At 39.7% G+C, this 16,167-nt stretch carries 23 protein-coding genes; 6 read left to right on the top strand and 17 right to left on the bottom strand.

From position 1 onward, the window contains the following. Window positions 1–46: 46 nt before the first annotated feature. The gene (locus QEO93_RS02690; protein ID WP_085815510.1) at window positions 47–232 is read left to right on the top strand and encodes a hypothetical protein; all 186 of its coding nucleotides are present in this window, start codon (window positions 47–49) and stop codon (window positions 230–232) included. 162 nt (window positions 233–394) lie between these two features. Beyond that, entirely contained in the window at window positions 395–730 is a 336-nt protein-coding gene (locus tag QEO93_RS02685; RefSeq protein WP_284627609.1) for a transcriptional regulator, read from the top strand. A 449-nt stretch (window positions 731–1,179) separates the two neighbouring features. Here the strand turns inward: QEO93_RS02685 and QEO93_RS02680 are convergent, their stop codons facing one another. The 7 genes from QEO93_RS02680 to QEO93_RS02650 form a co-directional block, all read right to left on the bottom strand. Further along, window positions 1,180–2,220, bottom strand: coding sequence for a zonular occludens toxin domain-containing protein (locus tag QEO93_RS02680; RefSeq protein WP_085815387.1), 1,041 nt, complete (start codon window positions 2,218–2,220; stop codon window positions 1,180–1,182). Then, on the bottom strand, window positions 2,217–2,528 hold the full coding sequence (locus QEO93_RS02675; RefSeq protein WP_032137662.1) for a DUF2523 family protein: 312 nt from the start codon (window positions 2,526–2,528) through the stop codon (window positions 2,217–2,219). The genes QEO93_RS02680 and QEO93_RS02675 overlap by 4 nt, the downstream gene beginning before the upstream one ends. Window positions 2,529–2,532: 4 nt before the next feature. Continuing rightward, the gene (locus QEO93_RS02670; protein ID WP_085815386.1) at window positions 2,533–3,909 is read right to left on the bottom strand and encodes a virulence factor TspB C-terminal domain-related protein; all 1,377 of its coding nucleotides are present in this window, start codon (window positions 3,907–3,909) and stop codon (window positions 2,533–2,535) included. Between the two features lie 36 nt (window positions 3,910–3,945). Next, entirely contained in the window at window positions 3,946–4,230 is a 285-nt protein-coding gene (locus QEO93_RS02665) for a hypothetical protein (RefSeq protein WP_143452861.1), read from the bottom strand. Between the two features lie 18 nt (window positions 4,231–4,248). Next, window positions 4,249–4,485: a major capsid protein gene (locus tag QEO93_RS02660; protein WP_284627607.1), complete on the bottom strand. Its 237-nt coding sequence runs from the start codon at window positions 4,483–4,485 to the stop codon at window positions 4,249–4,251. A gap of 190 nt (window positions 4,486–4,675) precedes the next feature. Then, on the bottom strand, window positions 4,676–4,969 hold the full coding sequence (locus QEO93_RS02655; RefSeq protein WP_143445701.1) for a hypothetical protein: 294 nt from the start codon (window positions 4,967–4,969) through the stop codon (window positions 4,676–4,678). A gap of 87 nt (window positions 4,970–5,056) precedes the next feature. Continuing rightward, complete coding sequence (locus tag QEO93_RS02650; protein WP_284627610.1) at window positions 5,057–5,998, bottom strand: rolling circle replication-associated protein; 942 nt, start codon at window positions 5,996–5,998, stop codon at window positions 5,057–5,059. 164 nt (window positions 5,999–6,162) lie between these two features. On the opposite strand from QEO93_RS02650, the gene QEO93_RS02645 reads away from it, so the two are divergent. Continuing rightward, on the top strand, window positions 6,163–6,348 hold the full coding sequence (locus QEO93_RS02645) for a hypothetical protein (protein WP_085815510.1): 186 nt from the start codon (window positions 6,163–6,165) through the stop codon (window positions 6,346–6,348). 162 nt (window positions 6,349–6,510) lie between these two features. Next, window positions 6,511–6,846, top strand: a complete 336-nt coding sequence (locus QEO93_RS02640) for a transcriptional regulator (protein WP_284627609.1) — start codon at window positions 6,511–6,513, stop codon at window positions 6,844–6,846. 449 nt (window positions 6,847–7,295) lie between these two features. Here QEO93_RS02640 and QEO93_RS02635 read toward each other — a convergent pair whose 3' ends face one another. From QEO93_RS02635 to QEO93_RS02605, 7 genes are all read right to left on the bottom strand, one after another. Further along, complete coding sequence (locus QEO93_RS02635; protein ID WP_085815387.1) at window positions 7,296–8,336, bottom strand: zonular occludens toxin domain-containing protein; 1,041 nt, start codon at window positions 8,334–8,336, stop codon at window positions 7,296–7,298. Next, on the bottom strand, window positions 8,333–8,644 hold the full coding sequence (locus tag QEO93_RS02630) for a DUF2523 family protein (RefSeq protein WP_032137662.1): 312 nt from the start codon (window positions 8,642–8,644) through the stop codon (window positions 8,333–8,335). Before QEO93_RS02630 ends, QEO93_RS02635 begins: the two co-directional genes overlap by 4 nt. Window positions 8,645–8,648: 4 nt before the next feature. Next, window positions 8,649–10,025, bottom strand: coding sequence for a virulence factor TspB C-terminal domain-related protein (locus QEO93_RS02625; protein ID WP_085815386.1), 1,377 nt, complete (start codon window positions 10,023–10,025; stop codon window positions 8,649–8,651). 36 nt (window positions 10,026–10,061) lie between these two features. Further along, window positions 10,062–10,346 carry a hypothetical protein gene (locus QEO93_RS02620; protein ID WP_143452861.1) on the bottom strand — a complete coding sequence of 95 codons (285 nt, stop codon included), beginning with the start codon at window positions 10,344–10,346 and terminating at the stop codon, window positions 10,062–10,064. Between the two features lie 18 nt (window positions 10,347–10,364). Next, window positions 10,365–10,601 carry a major capsid protein gene (locus QEO93_RS02615; protein WP_284627607.1) on the bottom strand — a complete coding sequence of 79 codons (237 nt, stop codon included), beginning with the start codon at window positions 10,599–10,601 and terminating at the stop codon, window positions 10,365–10,367. A gap of 190 nt (window positions 10,602–10,791) precedes the next feature. Beyond that, window positions 10,792–11,085 carry a hypothetical protein gene (locus QEO93_RS02610; RefSeq protein ID WP_143445701.1) on the bottom strand — a complete coding sequence of 98 codons (294 nt, stop codon included), beginning with the start codon at window positions 11,083–11,085 and terminating at the stop codon, window positions 10,792–10,794. An 87-nt stretch (window positions 11,086–11,172) separates the two neighbouring features. Then, complete coding sequence (locus tag QEO93_RS02605) at window positions 11,173–12,114, bottom strand: rolling circle replication-associated protein (protein WP_284627610.1); 942 nt, start codon at window positions 12,112–12,114, stop codon at window positions 11,173–11,175. A gap of 164 nt (window positions 12,115–12,278) precedes the next feature. On the opposite strand from QEO93_RS02605, the gene QEO93_RS02600 reads away from it, so the two are divergent. Next, entirely contained in the window at window positions 12,279–12,464 is a 186-nt protein-coding gene (locus tag QEO93_RS02600; protein ID WP_085815510.1) for a hypothetical protein, read from the top strand. 162 nt (window positions 12,465–12,626) lie between these two features. Next, a complete protein-coding gene (locus tag QEO93_RS02595; protein WP_284627609.1) occupies window positions 12,627–12,962 on the top strand; it encodes a transcriptional regulator in 336 nt (111 codons plus the stop codon). Between the two features lie 449 nt (window positions 12,963–13,411). Here the strand turns inward: QEO93_RS02595 and QEO93_RS02590 are convergent, their stop codons facing one another. From QEO93_RS02590 to QEO93_RS02580, 3 genes are read right to left on the bottom strand one after another with little or no spacing between them, the layout of a single operon-like run. Further along, complete coding sequence (locus tag QEO93_RS02590) at window positions 13,412–14,452, bottom strand: zonular occludens toxin domain-containing protein (protein WP_085815387.1); 1,041 nt, start codon at window positions 14,450–14,452, stop codon at window positions 13,412–13,414. Next, the gene (locus QEO93_RS02585) at window positions 14,449–14,760 is read right to left on the bottom strand and encodes a DUF2523 family protein (protein ID WP_032137662.1); all 312 of its coding nucleotides are present in this window, start codon (window positions 14,758–14,760) and stop codon (window positions 14,449–14,451) included. The genes QEO93_RS02590 and QEO93_RS02585 overlap by 4 nt, the downstream gene beginning before the upstream one ends. Before the next feature lie 4 nt (window positions 14,761–14,764). Then, entirely contained in the window at window positions 14,765–16,141 is a 1,377-nt protein-coding gene (locus QEO93_RS02580) for a virulence factor TspB C-terminal domain-related protein (protein ID WP_085815386.1), read from the bottom strand. Between the last annotated feature and the right edge of the window lie 26 nt (window positions 16,142–16,167).

Genomic DNA, 16,167 nt, shown 5'->3' with positions numbered 1-16,167 from the left:
AGAAAAAATATTATTTAGAAATCAAACAGAGCGGAGTTAGCAAAAAATGCCTAGTAAACATATTCAAGACCCAACATGGGAAAAAGTAAAAGAGCAGTTCACGCGAGCAATCATTACGACAAAAACAGGTTTCAAAGAAACAGAAATTTTGAATTTACTTATCTTGAAAGGGATAGAAAAAATAACCGAAGAAGATTACATAAGAGCAGCAGCCCAAAAAAACAAAAAATAGTATCGATTGAGTTGTTATATCTTAAACAAGGAAAGGGCGGAGCAGCCTACGGCTGCCCACGCCCTCAGATTTGGGCTGCATGGTTAGCATTTGCGAACTACAAAAAAAGACACCTAAGCATTATTATTGCGCATAGCAAAAATAAAACTCAGGTGTCTTTTTATGCAAAACATAAACAACTGGCTAGACACGTTCAAGAAACGTAAAAACTTCAAAAGTGATTATCAACTGGCAAAATATTGGCAAGTTACCACCGCAACAATCTCGCAGTACAGAAAAGAGCGTTTAAGACTACCTGTAGCTAAGTGTCTTGAAATAGCAGAGCTTTGTTATTGCCACCCACTGGAAATCATCTTATCTCTTGAGTATCCACGCGCCAAACCAAGCGAGCAGGAAATCATCAAACAAATTTACTGGGTTGCGACTGTTTGCAATGCAACTGAGCGGATGAATGCGCGTTGTTTCACACGCAAATACTACAAATATAGAAATCGTTAAAATACCAAAATTTTTAGGGAAAGAGCAGGTAAATTTCAATAATTTGTAATATTTGTTAAGTTCCAATAATGAGCATTTATGATGAGTATTTATGAGAAGAAAATCAAGCTACCGAAGCGAACCGCTACGAACGGTTTTTTTTTATTTGTCTATCATTCCAACAAGTTTCCGCTTAGGAATTATGCTACACGAAATCACAAAAAAGTGAGCACAGTCAAGGTTAAAATGAACGCCACAGCGACCTTGACTGTGCTCACTTTTTTGCGATTACGAACGCATAACCCCTAAGCGAAAACTCATTGGACTGATACGACAAATAAAAAAACCGTTCTCCGCTCAGGTAAACAAAAAAAGCCCCGCTTGGGCTGGGTCTTTTTTTGAACCCCACGCTTCAAATCTATTGTCCTGATACAGAGGCAACAGGGGCAGCAGATTGTGCTACTTGCGTGTTATCCATGTTTTTTATAAATTTGGAATATTCCGTTCTCAGCCCAGTAAGCACACATTTCCTTACTTACAAAAACTTTAGTCGCCTGTTCGGTGTAACAATTACAGCTATTTTTGCTTTTAACGCAACCTGCTACTGTTTCCATATTCACAGGTCTTCTTAACCTATCATAGATTGGTTTAGTTTCAGGCAAAGACGGGATACGCGGGACATAGTCAGCAACCGCAACCCCAAGCACCTCCGAAGCATGTCCTTCCGTTCCTCTAGTTCCCCCCTTGAAATCAAGGGCTGAAACAGGCGAGGACGCGGACGGCTCAGTCTTTGGACTGATTGTTGTTTCAGTTGCTGCTATAGCCCCCTTCAGCGTATCAGCCTTATTCTGCCAACCGTTAATAATTCGAAACACCAAAAAGACAAGCACCAGAGCTCCGACTGGCAATAGCTTCAAAACCCAAGGTAGCTTTTTTTTAAACTTCACGTGTTTAGAAGCGGATTTAAAATATTTTTGTGCTTCGGCAGATGGTTTATAAAATTGCTCAATAGACGAAGCGAATGTAGTTACATTTAAATTCTCTTCGCAGTGATACCACTCATAGCGTTTAGTACCAACCGCTTTGCGCTCAAGATGAATGTGCTTATTAACGAGCTGTCTAATATATTTATCCACCATACTAGGATGCTGCGTCATAAGAATGAGAGTAAACCCATCGTGTCGCAATTCTTTTAATGTCTGAATATAAGGCGGAACGGCACGAGCTGAAGAGCGGAGCGGATAAGTGTAATCACATTCATCAATCAATAGTACAGAACCCTCAGGCAAAATTTCATTCAACGGCGCAGACTGTATTTCTTGTTCAGTAATTCTGTGCGCTTTAAATTTCTGTTCATCTAATCCATCGATATGACAGAAGTATAGAGGGCGGTCTATGAGCGTACCATCTTCACTCTCAATTTTAAACAATCCTTCATAATTATTTAAAATCATTTCAACGGCTAAAGAAGTCTTACCCGTACCCATGCCGCCAGTAATTAAATAAATCATTTATCCACTCCGAAAAACGCCATTCTTTGCGTAATCATCAAAGACACCGCAACACCCATGCCACCCAGCATAATTTGAATACCGTCCAAAAAACCGCTTATGCTCAACAAAGCTAATAAGCTATACGGAATATCACTCAATCCTTTCGAAACCCTGGCATTCAGCTCAATCATTAAAACATCAAAACCTTGATACATAACATAACCGAACCCAATAGATGTTAAAGCCTGAATAGCTAATTTGCCGACAGATGAAGTCAAAGCTGTAACAATAGCCGTCGAAATAATCGGAATAAGAGGCAAAGCCATGGTTTTATCTCCTCACAAATTTCAAAACAGAAAACGCAGTCAGAATATAAAAAGTAATAATCACAAAGGGAGAAATACGACTAGCAAACTCACAAAGACCGTCATAAGCTAAAGAGAAATTACCTACCCTCATTTTTACCTCTTCAGGCTTAGGACAACCATATCTGATAGAGCCAGTAAAAAATCCACTCGGACGAATATTAATGACCTTAGACTGAAGAGAAGTTGAAGAAGCAGCAGAGGCACTTTTTAACCCATCATCAGACCATTCAACACAAGAACCAGAATTAGGGTGAGCCTTACAAAAATCAGACATGCTTTCTGTCTTAGGCAATTCCTGAATGCCGTAGTTATTTGTAATATTATTTACTGTAGAATTTGAAGCTGTAGAATGAACACTGCTATTCGTTGAAGCACTAGAATTACTAATATTTGTATTAGTATTTGTGTTAGTTGCAGTATTGTTATTAACATTCGTATTAGAACCAGCATTAGAACCAGCAGATGAGTTAGAACCTGTACCAGCAATGCCTTCAACCCCCGAACCCAAACCGCTTAAATCGGGATTATTACTTGTACCAACACCGCTACACGGCATCCACACGCCATTAATTTTACAAGCCTGATTATTACCACCATTAGCCACGCCAGCAGCCACGCCACCGCCAGTAACATTTACATTCGGCGTTCCGACCGAGACATTAACATTTAATTTCTTTTGCAACTCTTGAAACTCCTTGTCTTTAAGTTCCTTAGCTTTATCTATTCTCTGTCGCAAACGCTCTAACTCATCATTAGCAAGCTTACGTTTATATTCAGAACATTCAGCATGAGCATCAGAACCGTACTGATAAACATTAGCACACCAAACCAAATCTCTTGCCAGACCGTCTTTAATTGATTTAGCTTCTTCATTCATACTATTAAAAATGTGTACCCATTTATCACGCCACGCAATAATTGCAGCCGAAGCAGTAGCATCAACCGAACCGCTACTACCTGAACCGCCATTAGTACCCGAACCATTACCCGTAGATGGCGGAGGTGTAGAACCTCCTGAATTGTTAGAACCGCTCGAATTAGCAGAACCCGAACCAACTGAATTATTAGAGCTATCTGAACTATTAGAACCGCGCATTGCATTTCTAACAGAGTCAACAACCGCACAAGTAAGATTTAAATAACAATCTAGAGAAATATCTGATTTACCACCAGAACCAGAGGAACCTGGAATAATATCTCCAGGAATCACCCCACCACCTATAGGAGCAGGAACAACAGGAACAGGAGGAAGAGGAACAGCAGGAACAAAAGAATAAGCAGGACGGAATAAAAAAAGCGGCATTAAAGCCGCAACAAGAAGTAAATTAGAATAGCGCATTGTGCGACCCCTGAAAAAAAATAGAAATCAAACATTTCAATGACCGATAGTAAATAGGCGAGAAACAAATTTTATACAAACCAGCATAACAACCATTGGCAAAAAAAGCAGCGCAAATTCATAACCGTTTTTAAAGTTCTCAGTCTCAGAGCATTGCGGTAAATTTGACGTTAAAACTTGCCCTTGAAATTCCCAACGATGATTCACAAATTTCACTTGCACAATTCCGCTCTCGGTAATTTTTGGCGGAACTTGCGAAAATAAAACATTCTCCGCAAGTTCCCGAGAAGAATAGCAAGTGTTACCGACTTGATAACCCACGCAAAAACTCCCACTATTTTATTTCAGCAAGCGTTTAGCCAAAGAGATGCCGTAAATAACAGCCAAACCAGTCAAGATTGCATAAGCAACCAGTTGAGCATCGGCAAAACCGTCAGTAATCGCTTTAGTTACTTCAGGAGGAATAGCAGCCGACGCGCCTGAAGACACTGCAAGGGCAGCAGTACCAACCGCAGCCAATTTAGCTTTTTGATTACCAGCAACAGCAATCAGTTTTTGTTTTACGTTCATAGTCATAGACCTTTCACAAAAAAATTGAAGATAAAAACCGCACTTTCAGAGGCAAGCGCGACAGCCCATAAAATGCCCAAAATTTTTGCGCGGTTTCCCGCACACGGCGCGGGCTTTCCGCGCGGCAAATTTTTGGCATTTTTTACGGCAAGAGCGCAAAGCGCAGGGGAAAAACGCCTAAAACCCCTAATTTCTACTACTTAGCGGCAGGAACAGAAGCAGGCAAATACCCCATTAAACGGAAATTTGTCTGATTGTTGAAAGTAGAAAACGCAAAATCAAAAGTAGCTGCAACTGGATTACCGCCATTATTTCGAACGAGCGAGTTAATGCCATCGGCATCACGAGCCACGCCGAAAAAACAGTTATATGGCACAAAGCCATTAACAGAAGGGACGAGCAAATGCAAAACACAAAGGTCTAAATGCTTACCTTCTTTACCTTTAGTCAAAGAGTCCGCACCCAAAATAAAACCATTCACTTTAAACACAATCAAAAAATCCTTAAACTTAAACTAAAAAAAACTTAAACTAAAAAATCAAAACATATTCAAATAAAACAAAACACAAAAAAATTATCATAAAGAACTCACTTTACCAGTCAAAAAATCATAAGAAACGCGCTCATACTGCTGTAAACCCATTTCCCAGTAATGGAAAACCAACGGTTCACCGCGTTCAATTCTTTCTTTAAACTTCTGATAATCGTCCCAAATTAAATCCTTTTGTTTGTAGCACCAATTAGAGCCATACAGCGAGCCCATTATCTTGCTGTAATTCGTGCTATTCATTACAGCCAGTTTCTCAAGAGCAGTCTTAAATTTATCGCCCATTCTTGAAAAATCCGTTACACGGCTTAAGCGGAACTTTGCAATATTCGACTTCTCAAGAATATGAAAAGCCAACGCTTTACGCCATTCTTTGGAACTATCCGCATTCCAAGCAAACGAGCCTGAAACTTGTTTCCATAACAACGCCTTCTTGCCTGAAGTAGAACGTACTAACCGAAAACCTTTATCGCGTGGTTGTCTATCAATCATGCCCTTAGTCAGATATTTAGCAAGATAACGCGCAATGCCTTTCTCACTGTAAATAGGAAGGATTTGCGAACCACGTTCCCCGAACCCATATTTAGGCACAGACTCACGAAACAGTTTCCACATAGAGCGCAGATATTTGTTAGCACTCTTGTAATTACGTTGTTTTACTTCATCGTGATTGAACATCACTTGAACACCGTTACGATATTCAAAAAGCACATTCTCAGGAAACGCCACGACAAAATGAAAATGAATGCGACCTGATTTGTGTCGTTCGTAAACCCCGATATAAGAAAGCGTAACTTTCGTTAAGAAATTCGTTCTGAAGCTGTTAAAGCGTTTAGAAGCTTCATACACACATTTAACGTCATCGGAAAAAGTGAGCGTCAGAAACCCACAGTTCTGAATGCCGAAATAACTGATAAACGACTGAATATTCTCAACCAGCGCAAAAGCTGGTTTAGCTGTAGAACTAGCCATAATTAAACCTTGCCTTGTTTAATGTTTCACATGAAACTATTTTCTTAGAAAATATATTTGTCGCGAATAATACAAACTTAGTTTCTAAGTTGTCAAGAAAATATTTACACAGAAACGCAGAAAAAATATTATTTAGAAATCAAACAGAGCGGAGTTAGCAAAAAATGCCTAGTAAACATATTCAAGACCCAACATGGGAAAAAGTAAAAGAGCAGTTCACGCGAGCAATCATTACGACAAAAACAGGTTTCAAAGAAACAGAAATTTTGAATTTACTTATCTTGAAAGGGATAGAAAAAATAACCGAAGAAGATTACATAAGAGCAGCAGCCCAAAAAAACAAAAAATAGTATCGATTGAGTTGTTATATCTTAAACAAGGAAAGGGCGGAGCAGCCTACGGCTGCCCACGCCCTCAGATTTGGGCTGCATGGTTAGCATTTGCGAACTACAAAAAAAGACACCTAAGCATTATTATTGCGCATAGCAAAAATAAAACTCAGGTGTCTTTTTATGCAAAACATAAACAACTGGCTAGACACGTTCAAGAAACGTAAAAACTTCAAAAGTGATTATCAACTGGCAAAATATTGGCAAGTTACCACCGCAACAATCTCGCAGTACAGAAAAGAGCGTTTAAGACTACCTGTAGCTAAGTGTCTTGAAATAGCAGAGCTTTGTTATTGCCACCCACTGGAAATCATCTTATCTCTTGAGTATCCACGCGCCAAACCAAGCGAGCAGGAAATCATCAAACAAATTTACTGGGTTGCGACTGTTTGCAATGCAACTGAGCGGATGAATGCGCGTTGTTTCACACGCAAATACTACAAATATAGAAATCGTTAAAATACCAAAATTTTTAGGGAAAGAGCAGGTAAATTTCAATAATTTGTAATATTTGTTAAGTTCCAATAATGAGCATTTATGATGAGTATTTATGAGAAGAAAATCAAGCTACCGAAGCGAACCGCTACGAACGGTTTTTTTTTATTTGTCTATCATTCCAACAAGTTTCCGCTTAGGAATTATGCTACACGAAATCACAAAAAAGTGAGCACAGTCAAGGTTAAAATGAACGCCACAGCGACCTTGACTGTGCTCACTTTTTTGCGATTACGAACGCATAACCCCTAAGCGAAAACTCATTGGACTGATACGACAAATAAAAAAACCGTTCTCCGCTCAGGTAAACAAAAAAAGCCCCGCTTGGGCTGGGTCTTTTTTTGAACCCCACGCTTCAAATCTATTGTCCTGATACAGAGGCAACAGGGGCAGCAGATTGTGCTACTTGCGTGTTATCCATGTTTTTTATAAATTTGGAATATTCCGTTCTCAGCCCAGTAAGCACACATTTCCTTACTTACAAAAACTTTAGTCGCCTGTTCGGTGTAACAATTACAGCTATTTTTGCTTTTAACGCAACCTGCTACTGTTTCCATATTCACAGGTCTTCTTAACCTATCATAGATTGGTTTAGTTTCAGGCAAAGACGGGATACGCGGGACATAGTCAGCAACCGCAACCCCAAGCACCTCCGAAGCATGTCCTTCCGTTCCTCTAGTTCCCCCCTTGAAATCAAGGGCTGAAACAGGCGAGGACGCGGACGGCTCAGTCTTTGGACTGATTGTTGTTTCAGTTGCTGCTATAGCCCCCTTCAGCGTATCAGCCTTATTCTGCCAACCGTTAATAATTCGAAACACCAAAAAGACAAGCACCAGAGCTCCGACTGGCAATAGCTTCAAAACCCAAGGTAGCTTTTTTTTAAACTTCACGTGTTTAGAAGCGGATTTAAAATATTTTTGTGCTTCGGCAGATGGTTTATAAAATTGCTCAATAGACGAAGCGAATGTAGTTACATTTAAATTCTCTTCGCAGTGATACCACTCATAGCGTTTAGTACCAACCGCTTTGCGCTCAAGATGAATGTGCTTATTAACGAGCTGTCTAATATATTTATCCACCATACTAGGATGCTGCGTCATAAGAATGAGAGTAAACCCATCGTGTCGCAATTCTTTTAATGTCTGAATATAAGGCGGAACGGCACGAGCTGAAGAGCGGAGCGGATAAGTGTAATCACATTCATCAATCAATAGTACAGAACCCTCAGGCAAAATTTCATTCAACGGCGCAGACTGTATTTCTTGTTCAGTAATTCTGTGCGCTTTAAATTTCTGTTCATCTAATCCATCGATATGACAGAAGTATAGAGGGCGGTCTATGAGCGTACCATCTTCACTCTCAATTTTAAACAATCCTTCATAATTATTTAAAATCATTTCAACGGCTAAAGAAGTCTTACCCGTACCCATGCCGCCAGTAATTAAATAAATCATTTATCCACTCCGAAAAACGCCATTCTTTGCGTAATCATCAAAGACACCGCAACACCCATGCCACCCAGCATAATTTGAATACCGTCCAAAAAACCGCTTATGCTCAACAAAGCTAATAAGCTATACGGAATATCACTCAATCCTTTCGAAACCCTGGCATTCAGCTCAATCATTAAAACATCAAAACCTTGATACATAACATAACCGAACCCAATAGATGTTAAAGCCTGAATAGCTAATTTGCCGACAGATGAAGTCAAAGCTGTAACAATAGCCGTCGAAATAATCGGAATAAGAGGCAAAGCCATGGTTTTATCTCCTCACAAATTTCAAAACAGAAAACGCAGTCAGAATATAAAAAGTAATAATCACAAAGGGAGAAATACGACTAGCAAACTCACAAAGACCGTCATAAGCTAAAGAGAAATTACCTACCCTCATTTTTACCTCTTCAGGCTTAGGACAACCATATCTGATAGAGCCAGTAAAAAATCCACTCGGACGAATATTAATGACCTTAGACTGAAGAGAAGTTGAAGAAGCAGCAGAGGCACTTTTTAACCCATCATCAGACCATTCAACACAAGAACCAGAATTAGGGTGAGCCTTACAAAAATCAGACATGCTTTCTGTCTTAGGCAATTCCTGAATGCCGTAGTTATTTGTAATATTATTTACTGTAGAATTTGAAGCTGTAGAATGAACACTGCTATTCGTTGAAGCACTAGAATTACTAATATTTGTATTAGTATTTGTGTTAGTTGCAGTATTGTTATTAACATTCGTATTAGAACCAGCATTAGAACCAGCAGATGAGTTAGAACCTGTACCAGCAATGCCTTCAACCCCCGAACCCAAACCGCTTAAATCGGGATTATTACTTGTACCAACACCGCTACACGGCATCCACACGCCATTAATTTTACAAGCCTGATTATTACCACCATTAGCCACGCCAGCAGCCACGCCACCGCCAGTAACATTTACATTCGGCGTTCCGACCGAGACATTAACATTTAATTTCTTTTGCAACTCTTGAAACTCCTTGTCTTTAAGTTCCTTAGCTTTATCTATTCTCTGTCGCAAACGCTCTAACTCATCATTAGCAAGCTTACGTTTATATTCAGAACATTCAGCATGAGCATCAGAACCGTACTGATAAACATTAGCACACCAAACCAAATCTCTTGCCAGACCGTCTTTAATTGATTTAGCTTCTTCATTCATACTATTAAAAATGTGTACCCATTTATCACGCCACGCAATAATTGCAGCCGAAGCAGTAGCATCAACCGAACCGCTACTACCTGAACCGCCATTAGTACCCGAACCATTACCCGTAGATGGCGGAGGTGTAGAACCTCCTGAATTGTTAGAACCGCTCGAATTAGCAGAACCCGAACCAACTGAATTATTAGAGCTATCTGAACTATTAGAACCGCGCATTGCATTTCTAACAGAGTCAACAACCGCACAAGTAAGATTTAAATAACAATCTAGAGAAATATCTGATTTACCACCAGAACCAGAGGAACCTGGAATAATATCTCCAGGAATCACCCCACCACCTATAGGAGCAGGAACAACAGGAACAGGAGGAAGAGGAACAGCAGGAACAAAAGAATAAGCAGGACGGAATAAAAAAAGCGGCATTAAAGCCGCAACAAGAAGTAAATTAGAATAGCGCATTGTGCGACCCCTGAAAAAAAATAGAAATCAAACATTTCAATGACCGATAGTAAATAGGCGAGAAACAAATTTTATACAAACCAGCATAACAACCATTGGCAAAAAAAGCAGCGCAAATTCATAACCGTTTTTAAAGTTCTCAGTCTCAGAGCATTGCGGTAAATTTGACGTTAAAACTTGCCCTTGAAATTCCCAACGATGATTCACAAATTTCACTTGCACAATTCCGCTCTCGGTAATTTTTGGCGGAACTTGCGAAAATAAAACATTCTCCGCAAGTTCCCGAGAAGAATAGCAAGTGTTACCGACTTGATAACCCACGCAAAAACTCCCACTATTTTATTTCAGCAAGCGTTTAGCCAAAGAGATGCCGTAAATAACAGCCAAACCAGTCAAGATTGCATAAGCAACCAGTTGAGCATCGGCAAAACCGTCAGTAATCGCTTTAGTTACTTCAGGAGGAATAGCAGCCGACGCGCCTGAAGACACTGCAAGGGCAGCAGTACCAACCGCAGCCAATTTAGCTTTTTGATTACCAGCAACAGCAATCAGTTTTTGTTTTACGTTCATAGTCATAGACCTTTCACAAAAAAATTGAAGATAAAAACCGCACTTTCAGAGGCAAGCGCGACAGCCCATAAAATGCCCAAAATTTTTGCGCGGTTTCCCGCACACGGCGCGGGCTTTCCGCGCGGCAAATTTTTGGCATTTTTTACGGCAAGAGCGCAAAGCGCAGGGGAAAAACGCCTAAAACCCCTAATTTCTACTACTTAGCGGCAGGAACAGAAGCAGGCAAATACCCCATTAAACGGAAATTTGTCTGATTGTTGAAAGTAGAAAACGCAAAATCAAAAGTAGCTGCAACTGGATTACCGCCATTATTTCGAACGAGCGAGTTAATGCCATCGGCATCACGAGCCACGCCGAAAAAACAGTTATATGGCACAAAGCCATTAACAGAAGGGACGAGCAAATGCAAAACACAAAGGTCTAAATGCTTACCTTCTTTACCTTTAGTCAAAGAGTCCGCACCCAAAATAAAACCATTCACTTTAAACACAATCAAAAAATCCTTAAACTTAAACTAAAAAAAACTTAAACTAAAAAATCAAAACATATTCAAATAAAACAAAACACAAAAAAATTATCATAAAGAACTCACTTTACCAGTCAAAAAATCATAAGAAACGCGCTCATACTGCTGTAAACCCATTTCCCAGTAATGGAAAACCAACGGTTCACCGCGTTCAATTCTTTCTTTAAACTTCTGATAATCGTCCCAAATTAAATCCTTTTGTTTGTAGCACCAATTAGAGCCATACAGCGAGCCCATTATCTTGCTGTAATTCGTGCTATTCATTACAGCCAGTTTCTCAAGAGCAGTCTTAAATTTATCGCCCATTCTTGAAAAATCCGTTACACGGCTTAAGCGGAACTTTGCAATATTCGACTTCTCAAGAATATGAAAAGCCAACGCTTTACGCCATTCTTTGGAACTATCCGCATTCCAAGCAAACGAGCCTGAAACTTGTTTCCATAACAACGCCTTCTTGCCTGAAGTAGAACGTACTAACCGAAAACCTTTATCGCGTGGTTGTCTATCAATCATGCCCTTAGTCAGATATTTAGCAAGATAACGCGCAATGCCTTTCTCACTGTAAATAGGAAGGATTTGCGAACCACGTTCCCCGAACCCATATTTAGGCACAGACTCACGAAACAGTTTCCACATAGAGCGCAGATATTTGTTAGCACTCTTGTAATTACGTTGTTTTACTTCATCGTGATTGAACATCACTTGAACACCGTTACGATATTCAAAAAGCACATTCTCAGGAAACGCCACGACAAAATGAAAATGAATGCGACCTGATTTGTGTCGTTCGTAAACCCCGATATAAGAAAGCGTAACTTTCGTTAAGAAATTCGTTCTGAAGCTGTTAAAGCGTTTAGAAGCTTCATACACACATTTAACGTCATCGGAAAAAGTGAGCGTCAGAAACCCACAGTTCTGAATGCCGAAATAACTGATAAACGACTGAATATTCTCAACCAGCGCAAAAGCTGGTTTAGCTGTAGAACTAGCCATAATTAAACCTTGCCTTGTTTAATGTTTCACATGAAACTATTTTCTTAGAAAATATATTTGTCGCGAATAATACAAACTTAGTTTCTAAGTTGTCAAGAAAATATTTACACAGAAACGCAGAAAAAATATTATTTAGAAATCAAACAGAGCGGAGTTAGCAAAAAATGCCTAGTAAACATATTCAAGACCCAACATGGGAAAAAGTAAAAGAGCAGTTCACGCGAGCAATCATTACGACAAAAACAGGTTTCAAAGAAACAGAAATTTTGAATTTACTTATCTTGAAAGGGATAGAAAAAATAACCGAAGAAGATTACATAAGAGCAGCAGCCCAAAAAAACAAAAAATAGTATCGATTGAGTTGTTATATCTTAAACAAGGAAAGGGCGGAGCAGCCTACGGCTGCCCACGCCCTCAGATTTGGGCTGCATGGTTAGCATTTGCGAACTACAAAAAAAGACACCTAAGCATTATTATTGCGCATAGCAAAAATAAAACTCAGGTGTCTTTTTATGCAAAACATAAACAACTGGCTAGACACGTTCAAGAAACGTAAAAACTTCAAAAGTGATTATCAACTGGCAAAATATTGGCAAGTTACCACCGCAACAATCTCGCAGTACAGAAAAGAGCGTTTAAGACTACCTGTAGCTAAGTGTCTTGAAATAGCAGAGCTTTGTTATTGCCACCCACTGGAAATCATCTTATCTCTTGAGTATCCACGCGCCAAACCAAGCGAGCAGGAAATCATCAAACAAATTTACTGGGTTGCGACTGTTTGCAATGCAACTGAGCGGATGAATGCGCGTTGTTTCACACGCAAATACTACAAATATAGAAATCGTTAAAATACCAAAATTTTTAGGGAAAGAGCAGGTAAATTTCAATAATTTGTAATATTTGTTAAGTTCCAATAATGAGCATTTATGATGAGTATTTATGAGAAGAAAATCAAGCTACCGAAGCGAACCGCTACGAACGGTTTTTTTTTATTTGTCTATCATTCCAACAAGTTTCCGCTTAGGAATTATGCTACACGAAATCACAAAAAAGTGAGCACAGTCAAGGTTAAAATGAACGCCACAGCGACCTTGACTGTGCTCACTTTTTTGCGATTACGAACGCATAACCCCTAAGCGAAAACTCATTGGACTGATACGACAAATAAAAAAACCGTTCTCCGCTCAGGTAAACAAAAAAAGCCCCGCTTGGGCTGGGTCTTTTTTTGAACCCCACGCTTCAAATCTATTGTCCTGATACAGAGGCAACAGGGGCAGCAGATTGTGCTACTTGCGTGTTATCCATGTTTTTTATAAATTTGGAATATTCCGTTCTCAGCCCAGTAAGCACACATTTCCTTACTTACAAAAACTTTAGTCGCCTGTTCGGTGTAACAATTACAGCTATTTTTGCTTTTAACGCAACCTGCTACTGTTTCCATATTCACAGGTCTTCTTAACCTATCATAGATTGGTTTAGTTTCAGGCAAAGACGGGATACGCGGGACATAGTCAGCAACCGCAACCCCAAGCACCTCCGAAGCATGTCCTTCCGTTCCTCTAGTTCCCCCCTTGAAATCAAGGGCTGAAACAGGCGAGGACGCGGACGGCTCAGTCTTTGGACTGATTGTTGTTTCAGTTGCTGCTATAGCCCCCTTCAGCGTATCAGCCTTATTCTGCCAACCGTTAATAATTCGAAACACCAAAAAGACAAGCACCAGAGCTCCGACTGGCAATAGCTTCAAAACCCAAGGTAGCTTTTTTTTAAACTTCACGTGTTTAGAAGCGGATTTAAAATATTTTTGTGCTTCGGCAGATGGTTTATAAAATTGCTCAATAGACGAAGCGAATGTAGTTACATTTAAATTCTCTTCGCAGTGATACCACTCATAGCGTTTAGTACCAACCGCTTTGCGCTCAAGATGAATGTGCTTATTAACGAGCTGTCTAATATATTTATCCACCATACTAGGATGCTGCGTCATAAGAATGAGAGTAAACCCATCGTGTCGCAATTCTTTTAATGTCTGAATATAAGGCGGAACGGCACGAGCTGAAGAGCGGAGCGGATAAGTGTAATCACATTCATCAATCAATAGTACAGAACCCTCAGGCAAAATTTCATTCAACGGCGCAGACTGTATTTCTTGTTCAGTAATTCTGTGCGCTTTAAATTTCTGTTCATCTAATCCATCGATATGACAGAAGTATAGAGGGCGGTCTATGAGCGTACCATCTTCACTCTCAATTTTAAACAATCCTTCATAATTATTTAAAATCATTTCAACGGCTAAAGAAGTCTTACCCGTACCCATGCCGCCAGTAATTAAATAAATCATTTATCCACTCCGAAAAACGCCATTCTTTGCGTAATCATCAAAGACACCGCAACACCCATGCCACCCAGCATAATTTGAATACCGTCCAAAAAACCGCTTATGCTCAACAAAGCTAATAAGCTATACGGAATATCACTCAATCCTTTCGAAACCCTGGCATTCAGCTCAATCATTAAAACATCAAAACCTTGATACATAACATAACCGAACCCAATAGATGTTAAAGCCTGAATAGCTAATTTGCCGACAGATGAAGTCAAAGCTGTAACAATAGCCGTCGAAATAATCGGAATAAGAGGCAAAGCCATGGTTTTATCTCCTCACAAATTTCAAAACAGAAAACGCAGTCAGAATATAAAAAGTAATAATCACAAAGGGAGAAATACGACTAGCAAACTCACAAAGACCGTCATAAGCTAAAGAGAAATTACCTACCCTCATTTTTACCTCTTCAGGCTTAGGACAACCATATCTGATAGAGCCAGTAAAAAATCCACTCGGACGAATATTAATGACCTTAGACTGAAGAGAAGTTGAAGAAGCAGCAGAGGCACTTTTTAACCCATCATCAGACCATTCAACACAAGAACCAGAATTAGGGTGAGCCTTACAAAAATCAGACATGCTTTCTGTCTTAGGCAATTCCTGAATGCCGTAGTTATTTGTAATATTATTTACTGTAGAATTTGAAGCTGTAGAATGAACACTGCTATTCGTTGAAGCACTAGAATTACTAATATTTGTATTAGTATTTGTGTTAGTTGCAGTATTGTTATTAACATTCGTATTAGAACCAGCATTAGAACCAGCAGATGAGTTAGAACCTGTACCAGCAATGCCTTCAACCCCCGAACCCAAACCGCTTAAATCGGGATTATTACTTGTACCAACACCGCTACACGGCATCCACACGCCATTAATTTTACAAGCCTGATTATTACCACCATTAGCCACGCCAGCAGCCACGCCACCGCCAGTAACATTTACATTCGGCGTTCCGACCGAGACATTAACATTTAATTTCTTTTGCAACTCTTGAAACTCCTTGTCTTTAAGTTCCTTAGCTTTATCTATTCTCTGTCGCAAACGCTCTAACTCATCATTAGCAAGCTTACGTTTATATTCAGAACATTCAGCATGAGCATCAGAACCGTACTGATAAACATTAGCACACCAAACCAAATCTCTTGCCAGACCGTCTTTAATTGATTTAGCTTCTTCATTCATACTATTAAAAATGTGTACCCATTTATCACGCCACGCAATAATTGCAGCCGAAGCAGTAGCATCAACCGAACCGCTACTACCTGAACCGCCATTAGTACCCGAACCATTACCCGTAGATGGCGGAGGTGTAGAACCTCCTGAATTGTTAGAACCGCTCGAATTAGCAGAACCCGAACCAACTGAATTATTAGAGCTATCTGAACTATTAGAACCGCGCATTGCATTTCTAACAGAGTCAACAACCGCACAAGTAAGATTTAAATAACAATCTAGAGAAATATCTGATTTACCACCAGAACCAGAGGAACCTGGAATAATATCTCCAGGAATCACCCCACCACCTATAGGAGCAGGAACAACAGGAACAGGAGGAAGAGGAACAGCAGGAACAAAAGAATAAGCAGGACGGAATAAAAAAAGCGGCATTAAAGCCGCAACAAGAAGTAAATTAGAATAGCGCATTGTGCGACCCCTGAAAAAAAATAGAA

The organism is Kingella negevensis, assembly GCF_030177895.1.
In the GTDB taxonomy this organism is placed as follows: domain Bacteria; phylum Pseudomonadota; class Gammaproteobacteria; order Burkholderiales; family Neisseriaceae; genus Kingella_C; species Kingella_C negevensis.
This window is presented reverse-complemented; position numbering and strand designations above follow the sequence as displayed.